The following is an 18,519-nucleotide window of genomic DNA, read 5'->3' on the forward strand; positions in this document are numbered from 1 at the left end:
AGTTATTCTCCCTTTACTACTCGATTTCTTTCTGGCATTTCTTTAAAGCTGTAGTCTGACTCATCTACAAGAACATGAAAAATAGCTTCTGCTTCTTTTCTTGAAAAATAGCCATTTTTCACATCATGTGCTACCTGTTCCGCTGGACGTTTAAGTGGATTGCCATAGCCTCCACCCGTGCCAGTCATTAATTGAACCACATCATTTTTATCTAGTTTATATCTTGGATAGACCCCGAATGGTCCATCTACCTGGCCATTCGCTTTTTTTACATAAAATTCATTCGGCGAACCTTCATGTCCATTGTCAATCCCCCATGGTAAAAACTTATTCCTACCAAAGGTCACTGTTACTGCTTGATTGTCCGTCATGGCTCTATAGGATCTGATTACTCCTTTGCCACCAATGTATTCTCCAGCCCCTGCTCCATTTCTATCTTCTCTTAAACAATATTCATCAATTAACACACCATAGCGAGTTTCCGCTACCTCAATTGGCACATTATACGTCTCACCATCCGAAAAACAGAATTGACCAGAGGCTCCATCAGCATCGTTTCCACCACCCCATCCACCTACTGATGGCTCAACAATTAAAAATGGCTCTCCTGTATCATGATGTGTACCACTTAACGTTACAGCACAAACGGATAAAAACTGACCAGCAGTTAATCGACTCGGTATATGTGGTGCCAAGGCTTTCCATACTAAATCTAAGCTGCCAAGCAAGGTTTCAAAATAATTGGACACAGGTACTGGTCTTTCCGCAGACATAATTGATTGAGGATCAACAATTATTTTTAGTGGTCTAAACACACCATCATTTACATCCTGCGCTGGATTTGTAATAGCTAAGAAGATTGCACGTACAGCTGATGCTAAACCTGTATAGGAACAATTCATTGGTCCAGGTACTTGAGGAGAACTCCCCCTAAAATCACAAATAAATTCATCATCTGATATTGTCACTTTCACTTTTATTGGAAATGGTCCGTTACCAATCCCATCTGTATCAATAAAATCTTCTGCGTAAAATTCTCCTTTAGGTAATCTAGCAAGCTCCTGCTTGGCCATCGCTTCGCCATGATCTAAATGATATTCAATTGCTGCCAATATGGTAGCTAATGTGTATTTATCACACAATTCCCTTACTCGTTTTTCTCCTGTTCGAAGAGCTGCAACTTGTGCAAACATATCTCCTAAAGATAGATCTGGGAACCGCACATTTGAACGTATTATTTCAACAAGTGCTTCATTCAATTTACCTTCGTCATAAAGTTTGATACATGAAAACTGTAGTCCCTCTTGAAATATGTCAACAGAATCGTTAGTAAATGAACCCGGATCCTTCCCTCCAACTTCAGTCCAATGAGCTTTATTAGCTGAAAAGGCAATTAATTGACCTTTATAAAAAATTGGCATTACGAGTCCAACATCTGAAAGGTGTGAACCGCCGCCTTGATAAGGATCATTAATTATAATGATATCTCCTTCTTTTAATTTATCTCCTGGATATTTTTTTAACGTTTCTTTTACCATAAAAGTGAGCATGCCGATAAAACCTGTCACACCATTACCCTGAGTTAATAAATTACCTTCTGAATCTGTTAAGCCACTCGCATAATCTAATACTTCATAAATAATGGGACTCATTGAAGTTCGTGCTAAAGCTACAAACATTTCATCTCCAGCAGATAGCAGTGCATCCTTCACAATTTCTAAAGTAAATGGATCAATTTGCGGATTGATTGCAGTCATTACGCTTCCTCCTTTTCAATAACAATATTTCCATAAGCATCTATATAGAGTGATTGCTTATGATAGATTACGGTAGCTGCAGCTCTTTCTTCCACAATAGCAGGACCACTTATCTTCATTTCAATAGGTAATAGCTCACGATCATATATATTTGTTCTCACCCAGCCATCATTTTCAAAATAAACATTGCGTTGTTCTATTAATGCGTCTTGTAAGCTAGTATGGCGCTCAATCGTTTTTAATTTAGGTTTACCAACCTTCCCAAAGGCCGTCACATGAATATTAACGATTTCTGTCTCTGCTTCTGGTAGTTTAAATGTAAAATTCTTTTCATGTAATAAATTAAAATCTGCAATCGCTTTATCTAACACTCGTTGATTCCATTCACCGCCCTCTACAGGTACCTTCACAGTATGCTCCTGGCCTAGATAACGCATATCTGCATAGCGTTGGAAAAATACATTATCTTTGTCCATACCTTCTTCTTGGAAATGTTGGAATGCCTGACGCTCAATATTTGCCCATATTGAGTTCATTTTTGTTAAATCAAGATTATTCATTCGTTTAATGTATGTTTGAATATAATCATGACGTAAATCTGTCATGAGCATCCCCCATGCGGAAAACACCGGTGATGCGATTGGAATAATAACCTTTTTAACACCTAATTCCAATGCTAACGCAGGTGCATGCATCGAACCTCCCCCACCAAATGCAATCAAGGTAAAGTCTTGAGGGTTATGACCTTTACGAATAGAAATCAACTTTAGAGCATTTAACATATTGGAATTGGCGATACGAATAATTCCAAGTGCCGCTTCTTCAGCAGACATATGAAAATGTTTCCCAATTTTTTCTTCAATTGCATTTTTCACATTGTTCAAATTCACCTCGTAATCAAAGTTCTTCGGTGATAATCTACCAGTTAATAAATTTGCATCCGTTGTGGTCGGCTCTGTTCCACCTTGACCATACGCAACTGGGCCTGGTCGAGCACCCGCTGACTGCGGCCCTACTTTTAATGAACCTGCACCATCAATCCATGCAATGGAACCACCACCGTTACCAATCTCAACAATATCAACAACTGGTGTTTTAATTGGATAACCTGCGCGTCGAGTATCTTTTTCGATATAGTAATCTGTAGAAACTTTTACTTCGCCATTTTCAATCAATGAACATTTTGCTGTTGTTCCACCAATGTCGAAAGCAATAATATTTTTTTCTCCTAGTAATTCACCGAGTACCGCTGCACCTAAAATACCAGCAACTGGGCCTGATTCTACCATATTAATTGGTAAACGCTTCGCATTATCAAATTTAGTGGTACCACCATTTGACTGCATAATATAACTTTGCTCTATATCAATAGTATCTTGTAATTTTTGCTCAAGTCGATCAATATAAGTTGTTGCAGTTGGTTGTACATAAGCATTTAAAACCGCTGTATTAGTGCGTTCATATTCACGCCACTCTTGTGTAATTTCACTGGAAGCGGTTACCTGAACTTCTGGCCACAATTCCTTTATTTTTTCTACAGCTGCTTTTTCATGCTCGTTATTAACATAGGAGTGTAAAAAAGAGATTGCAATGGCCTCAACCTGTTCCTTCTTGAAATATTCAACTATTTCTTCTAGTTCATTCATTTCCAGAGCTGCTAATACTTGTCCCTTATAATTAAGTCTTTCAGTTACTTCTCTGCGTAAATATCGTTCTACAAATGGCTGTGGTTTTTGATACTTAACATTAAATAAATCAGGTCGATTTCCACGAGCAATTTCCAACACATCCCTAAACCCCTTAGTTGTAATTAGACCCGTCTTTGCTCCTTTACGCTCAGTTAAAGCATTGATAATAACCGTTGTGCCATGGATAAACATTTCTAAATGCTGTTGATCCACTCCACTTTTCTTAATAACATCAATGACTCCTTGTTCAAAATTTGGAGGAGTTGTATTACTTTTTTCATAGCCGAAGTTTCCATGTTCATCAACATACACTAAATCTGTAAATGTACCCCCAATATCTGTTGCGACTCTCATTCCATCCACCCAACCTTCCTTTTTTTTAGAAAATCACTGGCGTTAACACACTTAAAACAATACTTTCTTCATTCAAAGGATTTTCCCATGAATGTGGAACTTCAGAAGGATAATGAATTGTTTCACCTTCTCTAAGAAAATATTCTTGCCCATCAACCTTAAATAGGACAGCACCCTTTAATACGTAATAAAACTCTTCCCCTGGATGACTCGATTCTTGATTTTTGTCCATTTGACCCGGGGCCAGCTTCACAAGCAACGGTTCAAGATTTCTTCCACTAAAATGTCCATTAAGTCGCGTATATTCTATCGAAGATGCTTCTAATTTAAATGGTTTGCGATCAGTTTCTTTTACGACATACGTATTATTTGAATCGGACTCAAAAAAGTAGGTGATCGGAACTCCAAATGCATCAGCTATTTTTTTTAGAGATGTAATAGCCAGTGAAGATGACCCCCTTTCTATTTGTGAAAGAAAACTAATCGATAAGTTTGTTTTTTCACTTAAATTCTTTAATGTCATGCCTTGATCAATCCTTGTTTTTTTTATGGTTTGATGAATATCTTCCAAATTGCCACCTCTTTTTTGATTACACTGTATTTTTTGAAGTATAACTATAATTTTTTTAATAGTATCATATTATTTTCTGAATTGAAAGAATATTTTTAAATATTAGTATTTTATTAAAAATAAAAAAACTCCATTCACCGTACTAGTGAATGAAGAAGAGTAATTTTATCAACACATTTAAATAAAAAAACAATATGCACATAGGGAGTGCATATTGCCATGAAATTATGATCGAATTGTTTTTAAAGCGGTTGCCCACGGTACGAGCTGATCTAACATTTGATGAACAGAATCTGCTTGCACCTCTTTTGGTTTAAAGACAGAGCCATTTTCAAAATCAGTAAATAAAGATAGTGCTGGATGCACACGGACATCGGCAACTAGTAATTCTCCAAGAATACCTCGTAAATGCTCAGCTGCACGAGCACCTCCAACAGAACCATAAGAAACGATTCCAGCAGCTTTATTATTCCATTCCACTCGTAAATAATCTAATGCATTTTTTAATGCACCTGTAATGGAGTGATTGTACTCAGCAACAATAAAGACAAAGCCGTCGCATGCTCCGACTTTTTCTGACCAGGCCGCTACTCCTGAAGCATCTCCGCCCGGCTCCCCTAAAAGCGGTAATTTAAAATCAGCGATATCAATTATTTCATATTCCGCATCACGACGTTTTTCTGCCACTTCCTTTACCCATGTGCCAACCTGTGGGCTTACACGACCCTCTCGCGTACTTCCTAAAATAATGCCGATTTTTAACATATGACGCCTCCTCTTTTTCATCCGTTCTTGTGACTCCATCATCGTTCATTGTACGCGATCGCCACTCGTAACCATTTTGGTCAGGAACATACCCCTTTATTCATCACTAATTTGTCAGCCTAGAATAATCAGAATTAAATTAACATAATTTTTTATTTTCTGTCAATTATTTAAACTAGAGGGGCGATTATTTCATTTTAATAGGTTGCTCCAATGCCTCCAATTCCTCCTCAATAGAGGCATATTGTCTTTCCACTACATATTTGGCATCGGATAGAGCGGCATTATAAATATGAGGAGCAATATGTTCCTTGATAAAATCGAATACACGCTCTGCTTCAAATTCACTAATATCTTCATCACGCTGATTATAGAAAAACCGTTGAATATCAGCCAGTATCATTTCTTGCTGATCTTTTGATAATCGAATAAACAAGTCAAATCTCCCCATTCCTATTCTTTGATTTCTCCTCCATCTTATCACTACCTATAGATTCTTTGCCTATTAAAAAGGCTGAATACTAGTTCCACTAGCATTCAGCCACCATCTTATTGTTTACATTCAAATGAATAGCTAGTGGATAAAAAGTTTTTTTCCTTTGATACAATCGCTTGTCCACCATCATTTTCACATTGCTGTGTCATCGCATCTATTTTCTTGTCATTGATCGTATTTGTCATCACCGTCATACCAATGCCAAAAACAGCAATGAATAAACCAATTATAATCCATAACTTACCCGTCTTATTGCCTCCAGGTCTATCATTCGCCACATTTGTTCCCCTCGCTTATACAAATAAAAATGGTTCTGTATTGATGGTTGATTGTACAAATTCAACATGGTATTTTTTATCCTCACATAGTTCAGCCATTTTTTTGGCTACCCCTGCAATCATCACCTTTTCTACATGATGACCCGGATCTACAATTTGCAAATCAATGGCTTGTGCGTCCTGTGCTGTATGGAAGTACATATCACCCGTTAAGAAAACATCTGCTCCAGCGCGTTTTGCCGCATAAATATATTTATTGCCGTCTCCACCAACAAGCGCCACTCTGTTAATCTTCGATTGTAAATCACCAACCACACGAACTGCTGGAACTTCTAACTGCTGCTTTACAAATTCTGCAAATTGTTGTAGCGTCATTTCTTGTGGCAAGTATCCTACTCGCCCCAACCCCATAACATTAGTTTGCTGCTCAAGACGTATCACATCATAAGCGGGTTCCTCATAAGGATGACTAGTAAGCATCGCCTTTAACACGCGGTTTTTGATGGATTCAGGAAATACGACCTCGACCTTTACCTCTTCCTCCACATGTAATTCATCAATAGTGCCAACGAATGGATTTGCTCCTGCTAATGCACGGAATCGTCCTTCTCCAGTCGTCGTATAACTGCATGCTTCATAGTCACCAATACGACCTGCCCCAGCCTTTGCAAGAGCCTCACGTAATACTTCTGCATTGGCAGTTGGTATAAAGACAGCTAGCTTGAACAGATTTTCGGCATACGTTTCTTCTAATATAGAACGATTTTTTAGCTGTAGGGCATCTGCTAGTAGATCATTGACCCCACCTTCAGCTACATCTAGATTTGTATGGGCCGCATAAACAGCGATATCGTGTTTAATCAGCTTTTCATATAGGCGTCCCGCTGGTTGATCTGTACGGATATTCGACAGACGTCTAAAGATTGGTGGATGGTGCGCGATAATCAGCTCACAGCCCTTTTCTATTGCCTCGTTTGCAACAGCATCATTAACATCTAACGTCACCAATACTCTATGGACAGGTTTATTGAGTGTCCCTATAGCTAACCCAATTGGATCATTGTCCATGCAAGCAAGTTTCTTGGGCGACCATGCTTCGAACACTTGAATGATTTCTTGACCATTCACGGTTTTCATCTTACAAAACTCCTTCCACTAAATGTATCAGAGCCATTAACTCTGCACGCTTTTCTTCAATTTCAGGTGTTTGTTCTGCCTCTTCAATGGATTGTAGCACTCGTTGCCAGTTGTCTTTTTCGCGTAACCATTTTTTCATAAATGCTGGTGATTTGCGTTGGCTTAATTTAGGACCAAATAAAATCTCTGCTGTAGATAGCTTCATTTGTCCTCTTTGCAATACAAGGATTTCATAGATTTTATCATCTTCCTCTAAGATCTCTTCATCCAGAATCGCCCACTGATGTGCTAACGCCCACTCACGAATGACCTTAGCATGAATATTGGGCTGTAAAATAAGACGTGTGACACCTTGAAGCTTTTCAGGATACTTATCTAGGATGGAAACAATCAAAGGTCCACCCATCCCAGCAATTGTGACTGTGTCCACATGGTCAGTCATTTCAATCGCTGCTAATCCATCTGCAAGACGTACGGTAATCTTCTCCCTTAAGCCTTCCTTTTGTACTTGTCCTACAGCTGATTCATAGGGTCCTTTTACAACCTCTCCTGCGATGGCACGAGAAGCAGTTCCCTGATGAATCAAATAGCATGGTAGATAGGCATGGTCACTACCGATATCTGCCATAATAGCTCCTGTGGGAACAAATTTTGCTACTGTTTCTAATCGTTTTGAAAGTTTTTGTGCGTTCATTTTATACCGCCTATCTTCAATAGAGTCCATTAATAGTATGGATGATGTCGTGAAAAAAAACAAATGGAGTTGCCCCACATTTTTTGTGGACAACCCCATTTTCATTATGTAGCTGAAGATAAAAGTAGCTGTACTATGTCAGTACAGCTACTTGTCAGTCATACTATTCTAAAGTAGAAATGTATTCAGCGATTGCTTTTGCTTCCTCTTCAGTTTTCATGTTCGGTTGCATTGGAGTACCTTCGATACCCTTTGTTAAAACTTCAACGATATGGGCTTCATCTAAGCCATGTAGGTTTGGACCCATACTACCACTTAAATCATTACCGTGACAACCGATACAAGATTGTACTAGTGCTGCACCATCATCGTTTGCATCTGTAGTTTCAGTAGTTTCGCCACCGCCCTCATGTTCAGCAGCAATTTCTTTCTTGTTATCTGCACCTTGTAAAGACATGAAGAAAATAAGACCAATACCAAATGCCAGAATTAAGATGTAAGGAACGACTGGATTGTTTTTCATAAGTTTCCCCTCCTCATTTTAAGTCTACTTCTATTATAATATAGAATCAGTCAACATCTAATATTGTACTTCATTAACAAAGAAACGAAAAGCCCTATTCGCTAAGTTTTCCTTTGTTTGTAACAAATTCGACATTTCTGTATCTATTGGATAAAATATGTCTTGCCAACCCCAAAATTTGGTCATATTTATCCTTTTCCATACCATTGTTTTCATTACGATTCTGTTGTTATCATACCCTTTGCACACGTACATATACCAAAAAATTAAAAAATCTGTATGTCTTGTATCAACATACAGATTCTCATGTAATAATAATTTCAATATAATATTTGCTGTATCAAGATAGATTTATGATATAATATCCAATCAGTGCTACTAACCCTAAAACACCTGAGACTGTGAAATATAGCAGTTTCATTTTAATACCCGACCAAAGCCAAATTATACAATTCGCTGCAATCAAACAAAACAAAACCGTATTATTTCCACTAAAATATGTAGTGCAAATACGAATAGACATACTAAATAGCAGAATGGCTGCCAGTACATGAAAAATAGGCGCCAGTAGATGTTTTTTTTGTGCCATTTGCCATGCAGCAATAAATAAGATGCATGCCCCTAATCCCACAACCACAGTTAATATCAAAGTCAAAGATTGCATTGTAAAATAGAGTGTCAAAACAGCCATGATGGCGATACATAGACCCACTACTAATAGGACCATTTTTCTTTTTTCTGATGGCAAAATCGCTTGTTTAGGATGTTGCACTGGCTCTAACTCCTCTATATCAGCCCCTTCTGTATAAAGAGCTGCTAAAAAGTCACAATAGTGCTCTGGTAAAAGTTTATTTTGCTTCCAAAATAAAATTTCATTAAGGATTATTTTCTTTCGAGGATTTGTCATAATGATAGCTCCAAACATTGCTTAATAATGGTTGTATTACAATTTTATCTCACAATTTTGGAAAACACATCTGTATAAAGTCGCAAATCTTTCATTTCCTTCATTCTAATTATCTATTATTGTCGAAAATAAGAAAGTCGAGTAGCGGGGCTTATTACCTTTTCAGTATATAAAAAAGGAGCTATCCCAACTAGGTATATTCACACTAGTCGGATAGCTCCATCTATTTAAATTTATTCTAAGAAATCTTTTAAACGTTTACTGCGAGAAGGATGACGTAATTTTCTTAATGCTTTCGCCTCGATTTGACGAATACGCTCACGAGTTACGCCAAAGACTTTTCCTACCTCTTCTAATGTACGTGTGCGACCATCATCTAATCCAAAACGTAAACGAAGTACGTTTTCTTCACGGTCTGTTAACGTATCTAGTACATCTTCTAATTGCTCTTTTAACAGTTCATAGGCTGCATGGTCAGATGGAGATTGTGCTTCAGAATCCTCAATAAAGTCTCCTAAATGTGAATCATCTTCTTCTCCAATTGGTGTTTCAAGAGATACTGGTTCTTGTGCAATTTTTAAAATTTCACGAACTTTTTCAGGTGTTAAATCCATTTCCTCTCCAATTTCTTCTGGAGAAGGCTCACGACCCAAATCTTGTAAAAGTTGACGTTGTACACGTATTAATTTATTAATGGTTTCGACCATATGAACAGGAATACGAATCGTACGAGCTTGGTCAGCAATCGCGCGTGTAATTGCCTGACGAATCCACCATGTAGCGTAAGTAGAGAATTTAAATCCTTTACGGTAATCGAATTTTTCAACAGCCTTAATCAGACCCATATTCCCTTCTTGGATTAAATCAAGGAATAGCATACCACGACCAACATAACGTTTTGCAATCGATACAACTAAACGTAAGTTCGCCTCTGCTAAACGTTTACGTGCTTCCTCGTCTCCTTGCTCAATACGCTCTGCAAGTGCAATTTCCTGCTCAGCAGATAGTAAATCTACTCGGCCAATTTCTTTTAAATACATACGTACAGGGTCATTTATTTTAACACCTGGTGGTACACTCAAATCGTTTAAGTCGAAAGTTTCTTCATTTGCTTCTTCTTTCATTAGACTTTCTTCTTCAAATTCTTCTTTTCCAATGATTTGAATGTCTTTATGCTTTTCAAGATCCTCAGCAAAATGGAAAATTTCTTCATTTTCCAATTCATAAGGTGTTAGTTTCTCTGAAATTTCTTTCATCGAAATTTCACCTTCTGTTTTCGCTTTTTCTTGTAGGATTTTTTTTGCATCATCTAATGTAATTTCTACTTCTATCTCTTTTGAACGTTCTGACTTGTCCGCCATAAACCTTCCTCCTTCTAAACAACCGAATCGGGTTAAATCGCCGATAACGATTTTCTTAAATGAATAATCTGTTGGGCGATTTCAAGTGCACGTGCATACTCATGCATCTTCTCCGCTTCCTTTGACTCATGCATCTTTTGATAAATTTCTTGCTCAATTCTATATTTTTGAAGCTGACGGATGGAGTCCATTACCTCTGCCTCTGCTTGATCAGGATCTCGCTCAACTAAAGCTGCTTCCATGACAATTTTTCGTAATTCAGCGTCATCCAAAATTTCCACAAAGCGTTGATAATCAGGATGACCATATTCCTCATAAAACCCTACTAAGCGAACAAAAACAGCCATATAAGCATCTCGTACAAATGGCTCCTTTTGCTCACTACGTAATACCCTGTCCACTACATCTATATTATGAAGCATATGAGCCAGTAATAAACGTTCGGCACGTTCGGCTGCGTCCATAGGCTTTTGCTGCTGCGTGACTGGCATTGAAGGCATCTGTGTAGGCATTTCTGATTTTGCAGAACGTACCTGATTAGCCTCCAACTTTCGGAATTGAGCATAAATGGCTTCTTCCGATATATTGGTTTCATTTGATAACTGTCGTATATACAAATCTCGTTCAACTGGTGAGGATCTCCCTACTAGTTGTTCAAGGACTTCTTGAATATACTGAAGCGTATCATTTTCAAATTGAAAGTTCTTATTGCGTCTAGCATGCATCATCATAAAAGCAATATACGCATGAGGATTTTCCAAAATTTGTTCCTTAAATGCTTGTCCACCTAAAGAGTGAATGTATTCATCAGGATCTAATTTTTCTGGCAATACAGCAATATCGACTTTCATGCGCTCCGTATGCAGTAATTGCGCCGCTCGTTTCGCTGCATCAAATCCAGCATTATCACCATCATAGCAAATCGTAATTTGCTCTACTAAGCGTTTTAGCTTTGTGATATGCTGATTTGTTAGCGAAGTTCCCATTGTCGCAACCACATTCATGACACCTACAGAGTTGGCCGCTAAAACATCCATAAAACCTTCCATCAATACTACTTGACGATTTTTTCTGATAGAAGTTCGTGCTTTATCTAGGTTATAAAGCACTTCACTTTTTTGAAATATTGGTGATTCTGGACTATTTAAATATTTCGCTTCTTCACCAGTTGATGTAAGTATTCGACCTGAGAAGGCAATAATTTTACCATTCTCATCTCGAATCGGAAACATAATACGTCCTCTAAAGCGATCAAAGTAGCGTTCTTCTCCCTCTCGCTTAATGATGAGGCCACTTTCCGCAATTTCTTGTAAGTTATAACCTTTTCTTTCAAGCAATATTGTTAATGCTTCAAAGCTTGGGAGAGACCAACCAATGTTATTAGATTCTATAAGTTCCCTTGTAAATCCTCTTTCTAGCAAATAATTTAAAGGTTCTTCGCCATCCTCTGTATTCAACAGTAGATGATGAAAAAAATCTGCTGCAAAAGCGTGTGCTTCTTTCATCCTTTCTTCTGCTTTAGATATCTTTTTTGTTCCCTCTGGAAAGCTTGGCTCAACATCTAAGTGTATGCCAGCACGTTCCCCAAGTTTCACAACGGCATCAGGAAAAGAAATGCCTTCTATATCCATTACAAAAGTAATAGCATTCCCCCCTGCACCACAACCAAAGCAATGAAAGATTTGCTTGTCTGTTGATACAGAAAAAGACGGTGTTTGCTCTCCATGAAATGGACAGAGGCCAAACCAATTTCGCCCACGCTTGGTCAGCTGCATGTATTCACTAATCACATCAACGATATCCGATTGTGTACGAATCTGTTCAATTACTTCTTCTGGAATCTTCCCTGCCAAATCCATCACCATCTTTAATATTTGCGTTCTAGAAACACAATTCGCTATTCGTTTTAAAATTCCTTTATTTCTCGACAAAAAATTAGGATTTTTCTCTTATAAATATTTTTACCACAATTTTATTATTATAAAACAAAAATTAGTTTTTATCTATACTATTTTCAAAATACACTCAAAAAAACCGCCTCTACTAACCGAGGTGGTTTAAATTTCCATCTTATTTACGAGTAAAAATATGTTCAATGATCGTATTTGCAGTCTCTTCGACAGCTTTATTAGTCACATCAATAACTTGACAACCTATTTTACCGACAATTTTTTCAAAATGTTGTATCTCATCTAAAATCCGTTCATGTTGTGCATAGATAGCATCATCATTTAATCCGAGTGACATTAATCTTTCTCTTCTGATAAAGTTTAACTTTTCAGGTGAAATGATTAAGCCAAAGCATTTTTTCGGATCTATTTGTAAAAGCTCTTCCGGTGGCTCTACCTCTGGTACTAAAGGAACATTTGCCACCTTATATTTTTTATGGGCTAAATACTGTGAAAGTGGTGTTTTGGATGTTCTTGATACACCTACGAGTACGATATCAGCCTGTAATAACCCACGTGGATCTCTGCCATCATCATATTTTACCGCAAATTCAATGGCTTCAATTTTTTTAAAATAATCATCATCCAACATATGAACAATCCCTGGCGTTTCTAATGGGTTTTCTTCCATAAAGGTTGCCATAGTTTGTAAGGCTGGTCCTAAAATATCTACTGCCTGAATTTTTTCTTGCTCACATAAATCATGTAATAATTTACGCATTTCTTGACGAACTAATGTATAGACGATAAATGCTCGTTGTTGGGCTGCAAGGAAAACAATTTTACGGATTAGCTCCTCGGACTGAATGTGAGGAAACCGACGAATCACAGTATTTTCTAAACCCGGTCGGAACTGGCTAATAACCGCTTTGGCAACTTGATCACCAGTTTCGCCGACAGAATCAGATACAACAAATACGCGTAGTTTTTTCATGCAGCTCTCCTTCTAATTTAGACGTTTTGTGCAAGAGATAAGAAAGCTCGTGTAATCGTTGTTTTTGTAAGACGACCTACTATGGTTAAACCACCCTCCTGTGGTTCAACTACTGGTAGCGAATCAACTTCTCGTTCAATAAGCTTGTTCGCTGCAACAACTAATGAATCTGATCTTTCACAGTACGAAATATTTGGCATACGTGTCATAATAATATGTACTGGAATTTTATTTAAATCCTGCGTACCAATACTTGTACGTAGTAAATCTTTGCGAGATAGTACGCCTGTCAAAAACTCATTCTTATCTACGACAAAGAGTGTACCAACATCTTCTGAAAACATAAAGCAAATTGCATCATAAACCGTCATTGTTTCCGGGACCACGACAGGACCTGAATGAAAGTCTTTCACTTTTAAATTGTGAATACTATCCAATAAATTAATGGATGTTTTTTTACCTGAATAAAAATAACCAACTCTTGGTCTCGCATCTAAAAATCCTGCCATCGTTAGAATCGCTAAATCTGGTCTTAAAGTTGCTCGTGTCAGATTGAGACGTTCCGCAATATGTTCCCCGGTAATAGGGCCATTTTCTTTCACAATCTGTAAAATGTCTTCCTGACGTTTATTGAGTTCGATTGGACTCACCGCCTCAAATCTAATAGTGTTATACTTATGCTCAATTATTATATACTATTTTAATAATTATTGCGAATTAAAGAACTGCATGCTACAATATTGACACATACGCTTGCTCTATCTGTATTTTCGAGCAAAATTGCGTTATACAGGCGATGATGGGAAAAAAGTATCTGTTCCATTCAATAGCGAGTAGAAGATGGTGAAAGTCTACACAGCAACAGAGAAAAGGCACTCCTTGAGCTAACTTTTTGAAAAGAGGTTTTAAACATTCGTTTAAAACAATCAGGGTGGAACCGCGGGTCTTAGCACTCGTCCCTGGGCATGCATTGTGCCCGGAGACGGGTGCTATTTTCATTTAGTTACTACTAGATGAAATAACTTTAGCGTTTTACCGCTAAAAGAACAATAAGAAAAACTTAGAAGGAGGCTATTTTTATGGCTAACAAATCAATGGAAACCATCGTATCATTAGCAAAACATCGAGGCTTTGTCTTCCCTGGTTCTGAAATCTATGGTGGTTTAGCAAACACTTGGGATTACGGTCCACTAGGTGTCGAATTAAAAAACAATATTAAAAAAGCATGGTGGCAAAAATTCGTTCAAGAATCAGAACACAATGTAGGTATTGATGCTGCGATCTTAATGAACCCAAAAGCATGGGTTGCTTCTGGTCATGTTGGTAACTTCAACGACCCAATGATCGACTGTAAATCATGTAAGGCTCGTCATCGCGCAGATAAAATTATCGAGGATGCTGCATTAGCAAAAGGCGATGAAATCATTGTGGATGGTATGACATTCGATCAAATGAAAGAAACAATGATTAAATATGACGTAGTATGTCCGGATTGCGGAAAAGCGGATTTTACAGATATTCGTCAATTCAACCTAATGTTTAAAACGTTCCAAGGTGTAACGGAATCTTCTACAAACGAAATTTATTTACGTCCCGAAACGGCACAAGGTATTTTCGTGAACTTCAAAAACGTTCAACGTTCTATGCGTAAACGTACACCATTTGGTATCGCACAAATCGGTAAATCTTTCCGTAACGAAATTACACCTGGTAACTTCACATTCCGTACACGTGAATTCGAGCAAATGGAGCTAGAATTCTTCTGCAAACCTGGTGAAGATCTCCAATGGCACGCCTATTGGAAAGAATTCTGTAAAAATTGGTTACTAAACTTAGGCATGAAAGAAGAATCTATGCGTCTTCGTGACCATGAAGATGATGAGCTATCTCACTACTCAAATGCTACAACAGATATCGAATTCAAATTCCCATTCGGTTGGGGAGAGCTTTGGGGCGTAGCTGATCGTACAGATTATGACTTAAAACAACATATGGAACACTCAGGTGAAGATTTCACTTATATCGATCCTGTATCAAACGAACGTTATGTTCCTTATTGTATTGAGCCATCTTTAGGGGCTGACCGTGTCACATTAGCATTCCTATGTGATGCCTATGATGAAGAAGAGCTAGAAGGTGACGATAAACGTACAGTTTTACGTTTCCACCCTGCACTAGCACCATTTAAAGCTGCTGTTCTACCGCTTTCTAAAAAATTATCTGATGAAGCGGCAGATGTTTGGGCAGAGCTCCGCAAAGCGTTCCCTGTTGATTTTGATGAATCACAATCAATCGGTAAACGTTACCGCCGTCAGGATGAAATTGGTACACCATTCTGTATCACATACGATTTTGACTCAAAAGAGGATGGCCAAGTAACAGTACGTCATCGCGATTCTATGACGCAAGTTCGTATGCCAATTGCAGAAGTAAAAGCATATATCGAAAAACATCTTCAATTCTAATCGTTTTGCTGAACAAAAGAGGGAGTAGCCAGTCTGGCAACTCCCTCTTTTTATGCTTTATATGTGGAAAATAAGCGCTCTTGCATTTTTTCCTCGAATGAAAACTTTTTCATGCTCATCCCTACTAAGCTCACTAGTATCTCTTCAATATCAGCTAATGAATAATAAAGAAAGGCACCTTCTCGCATTGGACGAACTCGTTTGTCAACAGTTTGTTCCTCTTCAATAAAATAGGCGACATTGACATCACAATGCCCCATCAATTGTGTAATACGTTGATCATCACCTGGATTGATAAAGAAAGGTACTATTTTATCGATATACAAAATACTTTGCACAAGTTTAATGAAGAAATTTTCACGTAAGGAAGACTCCACCACTAAAATGGTCGTTTGTTCATGCTGATAATCCATATATAATACATTTAATTGCTCTTCTAATAGCTTTTTTAAGATACTAATAGAATTTCTATATTTCGTCATATCTGTTTGTATTTCTCGTGTTAGCAAACGTAGTATACGAAACGCTGGTAAGAAAATTTTTAAGACAATTTCTTTAGGATGTAAATGATCAATTAATTTACTAAAATGAATTCTCAGATTATTCTCATCACAGCGGATTAATTGCTCCACAAATAAGTTAAAAATCTCTTCGAAGCTATTCGCCCTGTAGTCAATCATCTTCGTAATTTTCACACTATAGTTTAAAGGCAAGTTCATAGATTTTTGCTCATCTAGCAACCTCACCTTTGGTAATGTCGGAAATAAATCATAAACTAGCTCTACTTGTGCACTACGATTATCCGATAGCATAACAACCGAGTTGACTGGGTAAATGCCTAAACATTCAACAAACTTATGCATAAAGTTCTCATTATATAAATGACGATCCCTGTATAAAACAGCTAATGCATCTGTAGCACCGTAGCCAACATGGTAGACCCTTTTCGATGTCATGGCTGAATACACATCAATAATTTGTAATAATTGCACACCGTCACTCATTTCATCTGCACAAAGTTGATTTGGATAGCCCTTCCCTGCAAAGCGTTCATGATGATCTCTCGCTAAATAGGCAATGTCTTCCTCCTGATATTCTATTAGTAAGTCATAACCTTTTGTTGTATGTGTTTTGACGATTTCAAACTCATCTTCAGAGAGTTTACGCTTTAAATTTAATATTTCCTGCGGTATAAAGACCTTCCCAATATCGTGGAATAAATAACCTCTTGCTAATGTTTCGATATCCGTTAAACCTAGATATCTAGCAAAGATTGTCCCTAACACAAATACATCAAATGAGTGGACAAATGAATATTCATCCCATTCCTTTAAGCGCATAAGTAGCTCATAGCGATGTTTTTTTTCTAAAATTTTTTCAAAAACACCTCGTACATAAGCCGTATCTTGCATGCTTTTCAGTATTTGTCCATATCGTAATTCATGCACAACATTCTCCAACGTTGTCATAAAAAGCTGACTTACCGTTTCTTTATATTCATCTACTGGTTCAGTTTTTTCAATTAATGGAGCAAATAAATCTTCATATTCTCTTGTTCGTTGAATACTTAAATCATGAACAACTCGAACTGAATCAGATGGTAAATAGACTGACAATTCATCTACTTTTCGAAGTTTAAGTAAGGCAATAATTCGCTCCGTTAAAACTAAATCTTTTTTAGCTAATAGACGATAGTCTGAGAAAATATCTTCAGCTAATATATCATTCGCTTCAACTTCCTGAATACTTAAGGTTACTTTTCGTAGCATATTTTCTGCCACATACGCAATGTACTAAGCACTATGTGACTCCCTCCTTCTTCCATAGGACTGCGTTATTCTGATAACGTATCAATGACTCCTCGCTTTCGCACAGATGAATATGTCCTGATTTTTCCAAGCTTGCTTGAAAAGCTTCTTTTTTAAAACCGTGACATCTAGCGGAGGCTTTATCTTGATTCAGCCAGTGTTTAAACACCCGTTAAAAAAAGCAAAACAAGCATTTATTTTTCCCTATAGAGAGGGAGGCTTTTGTACCTAATGTTGTGCTTTTGATACAAAAAAACATTTGCTGAATCAAGATAAAATACGTTTTGCTGATAGAGGCTTCCATTTCATAGGCATGTCTAAATTGATCTAGCGTACATTTGTGTCGATGGGGATGAAACGACTAAATTATATTTTTAAAATATAAATACGATTATCTATATTTATTACAATATCATAGGTTAAAATACCTTTTCAACTAGTATATGGGACTCAAGTGATCGGTTTCTACTATTAATATATTGAAAACTAAAGAAAAACACAAAACCTTTTACCTATTATTTTTCATTTATCATCGAAATAAAAATTAATAAAAAGTCAAATAGACCCTTTACTCAAATTTCACAATCATAACTTTATTATATAAAACTAATTTTCTATAATCATTTTAATTTGTAAAAATTGAAATTTTATTCATTTACAATCCGCCTCTCATTCCCTTAAAGTATAACCAACGATGCTACTATTGACCTATCCAACTCTCTCCATATAGATGTATAGTTCAAGAGGCAAATCAAGTTTTTTCGTTGCTGTTAAACATTTAATTACCAGTAATGTCACGCTCAAGGATGATATTTCCTCTATTCGCAGTTCC

At 37.2% G+C, this 18,519-nt stretch carries 16 protein-coding genes; 1 reads left to right on the forward strand and 15 read right to left on the reverse strand.

Annotation, left to right across the window (positions count from 1 at the left end; all coding sequences use genetic code 11):
* Positions 1-2 precede the first annotated feature (2 nt).
* From MHI04_RS14770 to MHI04_RS14835, 14 genes are all read right to left on the reverse strand, one after another.
* Positions 3-1,757 carry a hydantoinase B/oxoprolinase family protein gene (locus MHI04_RS14770; RefSeq protein ID WP_036125401.1) on the reverse strand — a complete coding sequence of 585 codons (1,755 nt, stop codon included), beginning with the start codon at positions 1,755-1,757 and terminating at the stop codon, positions 3-5.
* Positions 1,757-3,799 carry a hydantoinase/oxoprolinase family protein gene (locus tag MHI04_RS14775; RefSeq protein WP_036125405.1) on the reverse strand — a complete coding sequence of 681 codons (2,043 nt, stop codon included), beginning with the start codon at positions 3,797-3,799 and terminating at the stop codon, positions 1,757-1,759. Before MHI04_RS14775 ends, MHI04_RS14770 begins: the two co-directional genes overlap by 1 nt.
* 25 nt (positions 3,800-3,824) lie before the next feature.
* Positions 3,825-4,370: an XRE family transcriptional regulator gene (locus MHI04_RS14780; RefSeq protein WP_036125407.1), complete on the reverse strand. Its 546-nt coding sequence runs from the start codon at positions 4,368-4,370 to the stop codon at positions 3,825-3,827.
* 225 nt (positions 4,371-4,595) lie between these two features.
* A complete protein-coding gene (locus MHI04_RS14785; protein ID WP_036125410.1) occupies positions 4,596-5,135 on the reverse strand; it encodes an NADPH-dependent FMN reductase in 540 nt (179 codons plus the stop codon).
* A 187-nt stretch (positions 5,136-5,322) separates the two neighbouring features.
* A complete protein-coding gene (locus tag MHI04_RS14790; RefSeq protein ID WP_036125412.1) occupies positions 5,323-5,571 on the reverse strand; it encodes a DUF2164 domain-containing protein in 249 nt (82 codons plus the stop codon).
* Positions 5,572-5,684: 113 nt separating this feature from the next.
* The gene (locus MHI04_RS14795) at positions 5,685-5,909 is read right to left on the reverse strand and encodes a hypothetical protein (protein ID WP_036120485.1); all 225 of its coding nucleotides are present in this window, start codon (positions 5,907-5,909) and stop codon (positions 5,685-5,687) included.
* A gap of 15 nt (positions 5,910-5,924) precedes the next feature.
* Positions 5,925-7,046 (reverse strand): Nif3-like dinuclear metal center hexameric protein, encoded by a 1,122-nt coding sequence (locus MHI04_RS14800; protein WP_342534973.1) that lies wholly within the window; start codon positions 7,044-7,046, stop codon positions 5,925-5,927.
* Between the two features lies 1 nt (position 7,047).
* A complete protein-coding gene (locus MHI04_RS14805) occupies positions 7,048-7,740 on the reverse strand; it encodes a tRNA (adenine(22)-N(1))-methyltransferase TrmK (RefSeq protein ID WP_342534974.1) in 693 nt (230 codons plus the stop codon).
* Positions 7,741-7,903: 163 nt separating this feature from the next.
* Positions 7,904-8,263 (reverse strand): cytochrome c550, encoded by a 360-nt coding sequence (gene cccA / locus MHI04_RS14810; protein ID WP_036120495.1) that lies wholly within the window; start codon positions 8,261-8,263, stop codon positions 7,904-7,906.
* Positions 8,264-8,603: 340 nt separating this feature from the next.
* On the reverse strand, positions 8,604-9,170 hold the full coding sequence (locus MHI04_RS14815; protein WP_036120498.1) for a hypothetical protein: 567 nt from the start codon (positions 9,168-9,170) through the stop codon (positions 8,604-8,606).
* Between the two features lie 233 nt (positions 9,171-9,403).
* On the reverse strand, positions 9,404-10,531 hold the full coding sequence (gene rpoD / locus MHI04_RS14820; RefSeq protein ID WP_342503596.1) for an RNA polymerase sigma factor RpoD: 1,128 nt from the start codon (positions 10,529-10,531) through the stop codon (positions 9,404-9,406).
* A 32-nt stretch (positions 10,532-10,563) separates the two neighbouring features.
* The gene (gene dnaG / locus MHI04_RS14825) at positions 10,564-12,396 is read right to left on the reverse strand and encodes a DNA primase (protein ID WP_080717049.1); all 1,833 of its coding nucleotides are present in this window, start codon (positions 12,394-12,396) and stop codon (positions 10,564-10,566) included.
* Between the two features lie 205 nt (positions 12,397-12,601).
* On the reverse strand, positions 12,602-13,414 hold the full coding sequence (locus tag MHI04_RS14830; RefSeq protein ID WP_036120506.1) for a pyruvate, water dikinase regulatory protein: 813 nt from the start codon (positions 13,412-13,414) through the stop codon (positions 12,602-12,604).
* 17 nt (positions 13,415-13,431) lie between these two features.
* A complete protein-coding gene (locus MHI04_RS14835; RefSeq protein WP_036120509.1) occupies positions 13,432-14,064 on the reverse strand; it encodes a helix-turn-helix transcriptional regulator in 633 nt (210 codons plus the stop codon).
* A 429-nt stretch (positions 14,065-14,493) separates the two neighbouring features.
* Here MHI04_RS14835 and MHI04_RS14840 point away from each other — a divergent pair, with 429 nt between their 5' ends.
* Positions 14,494-15,879, forward strand: coding sequence for a glycine--tRNA ligase (locus MHI04_RS14840; protein WP_036120515.1), 1,386 nt, complete (start codon positions 14,494-14,496; stop codon positions 15,877-15,879).
* Between the two features lie 50 nt (positions 15,880-15,929).
* On the opposite strand, the gene MHI04_RS14845 is transcribed toward MHI04_RS14840, so the two are convergent.
* Positions 15,930-17,648: an HD domain-containing phosphohydrolase gene (locus tag MHI04_RS14845; RefSeq protein WP_089933549.1), complete on the reverse strand. Its 1,719-nt coding sequence runs from the start codon at positions 17,646-17,648 to the stop codon at positions 15,930-15,932.
* Positions 17,649-18,519 lie beyond the last annotated feature (871 nt).

Source organism: Lysinibacillus sp. FSL K6-1151, assembly GCF_038630755.1.
Taxonomy (GTDB): Bacteria; Bacillota; Bacilli; order Bacillales_A; family Planococcaceae; genus Lysinibacillus; species Lysinibacillus fusiformis_D.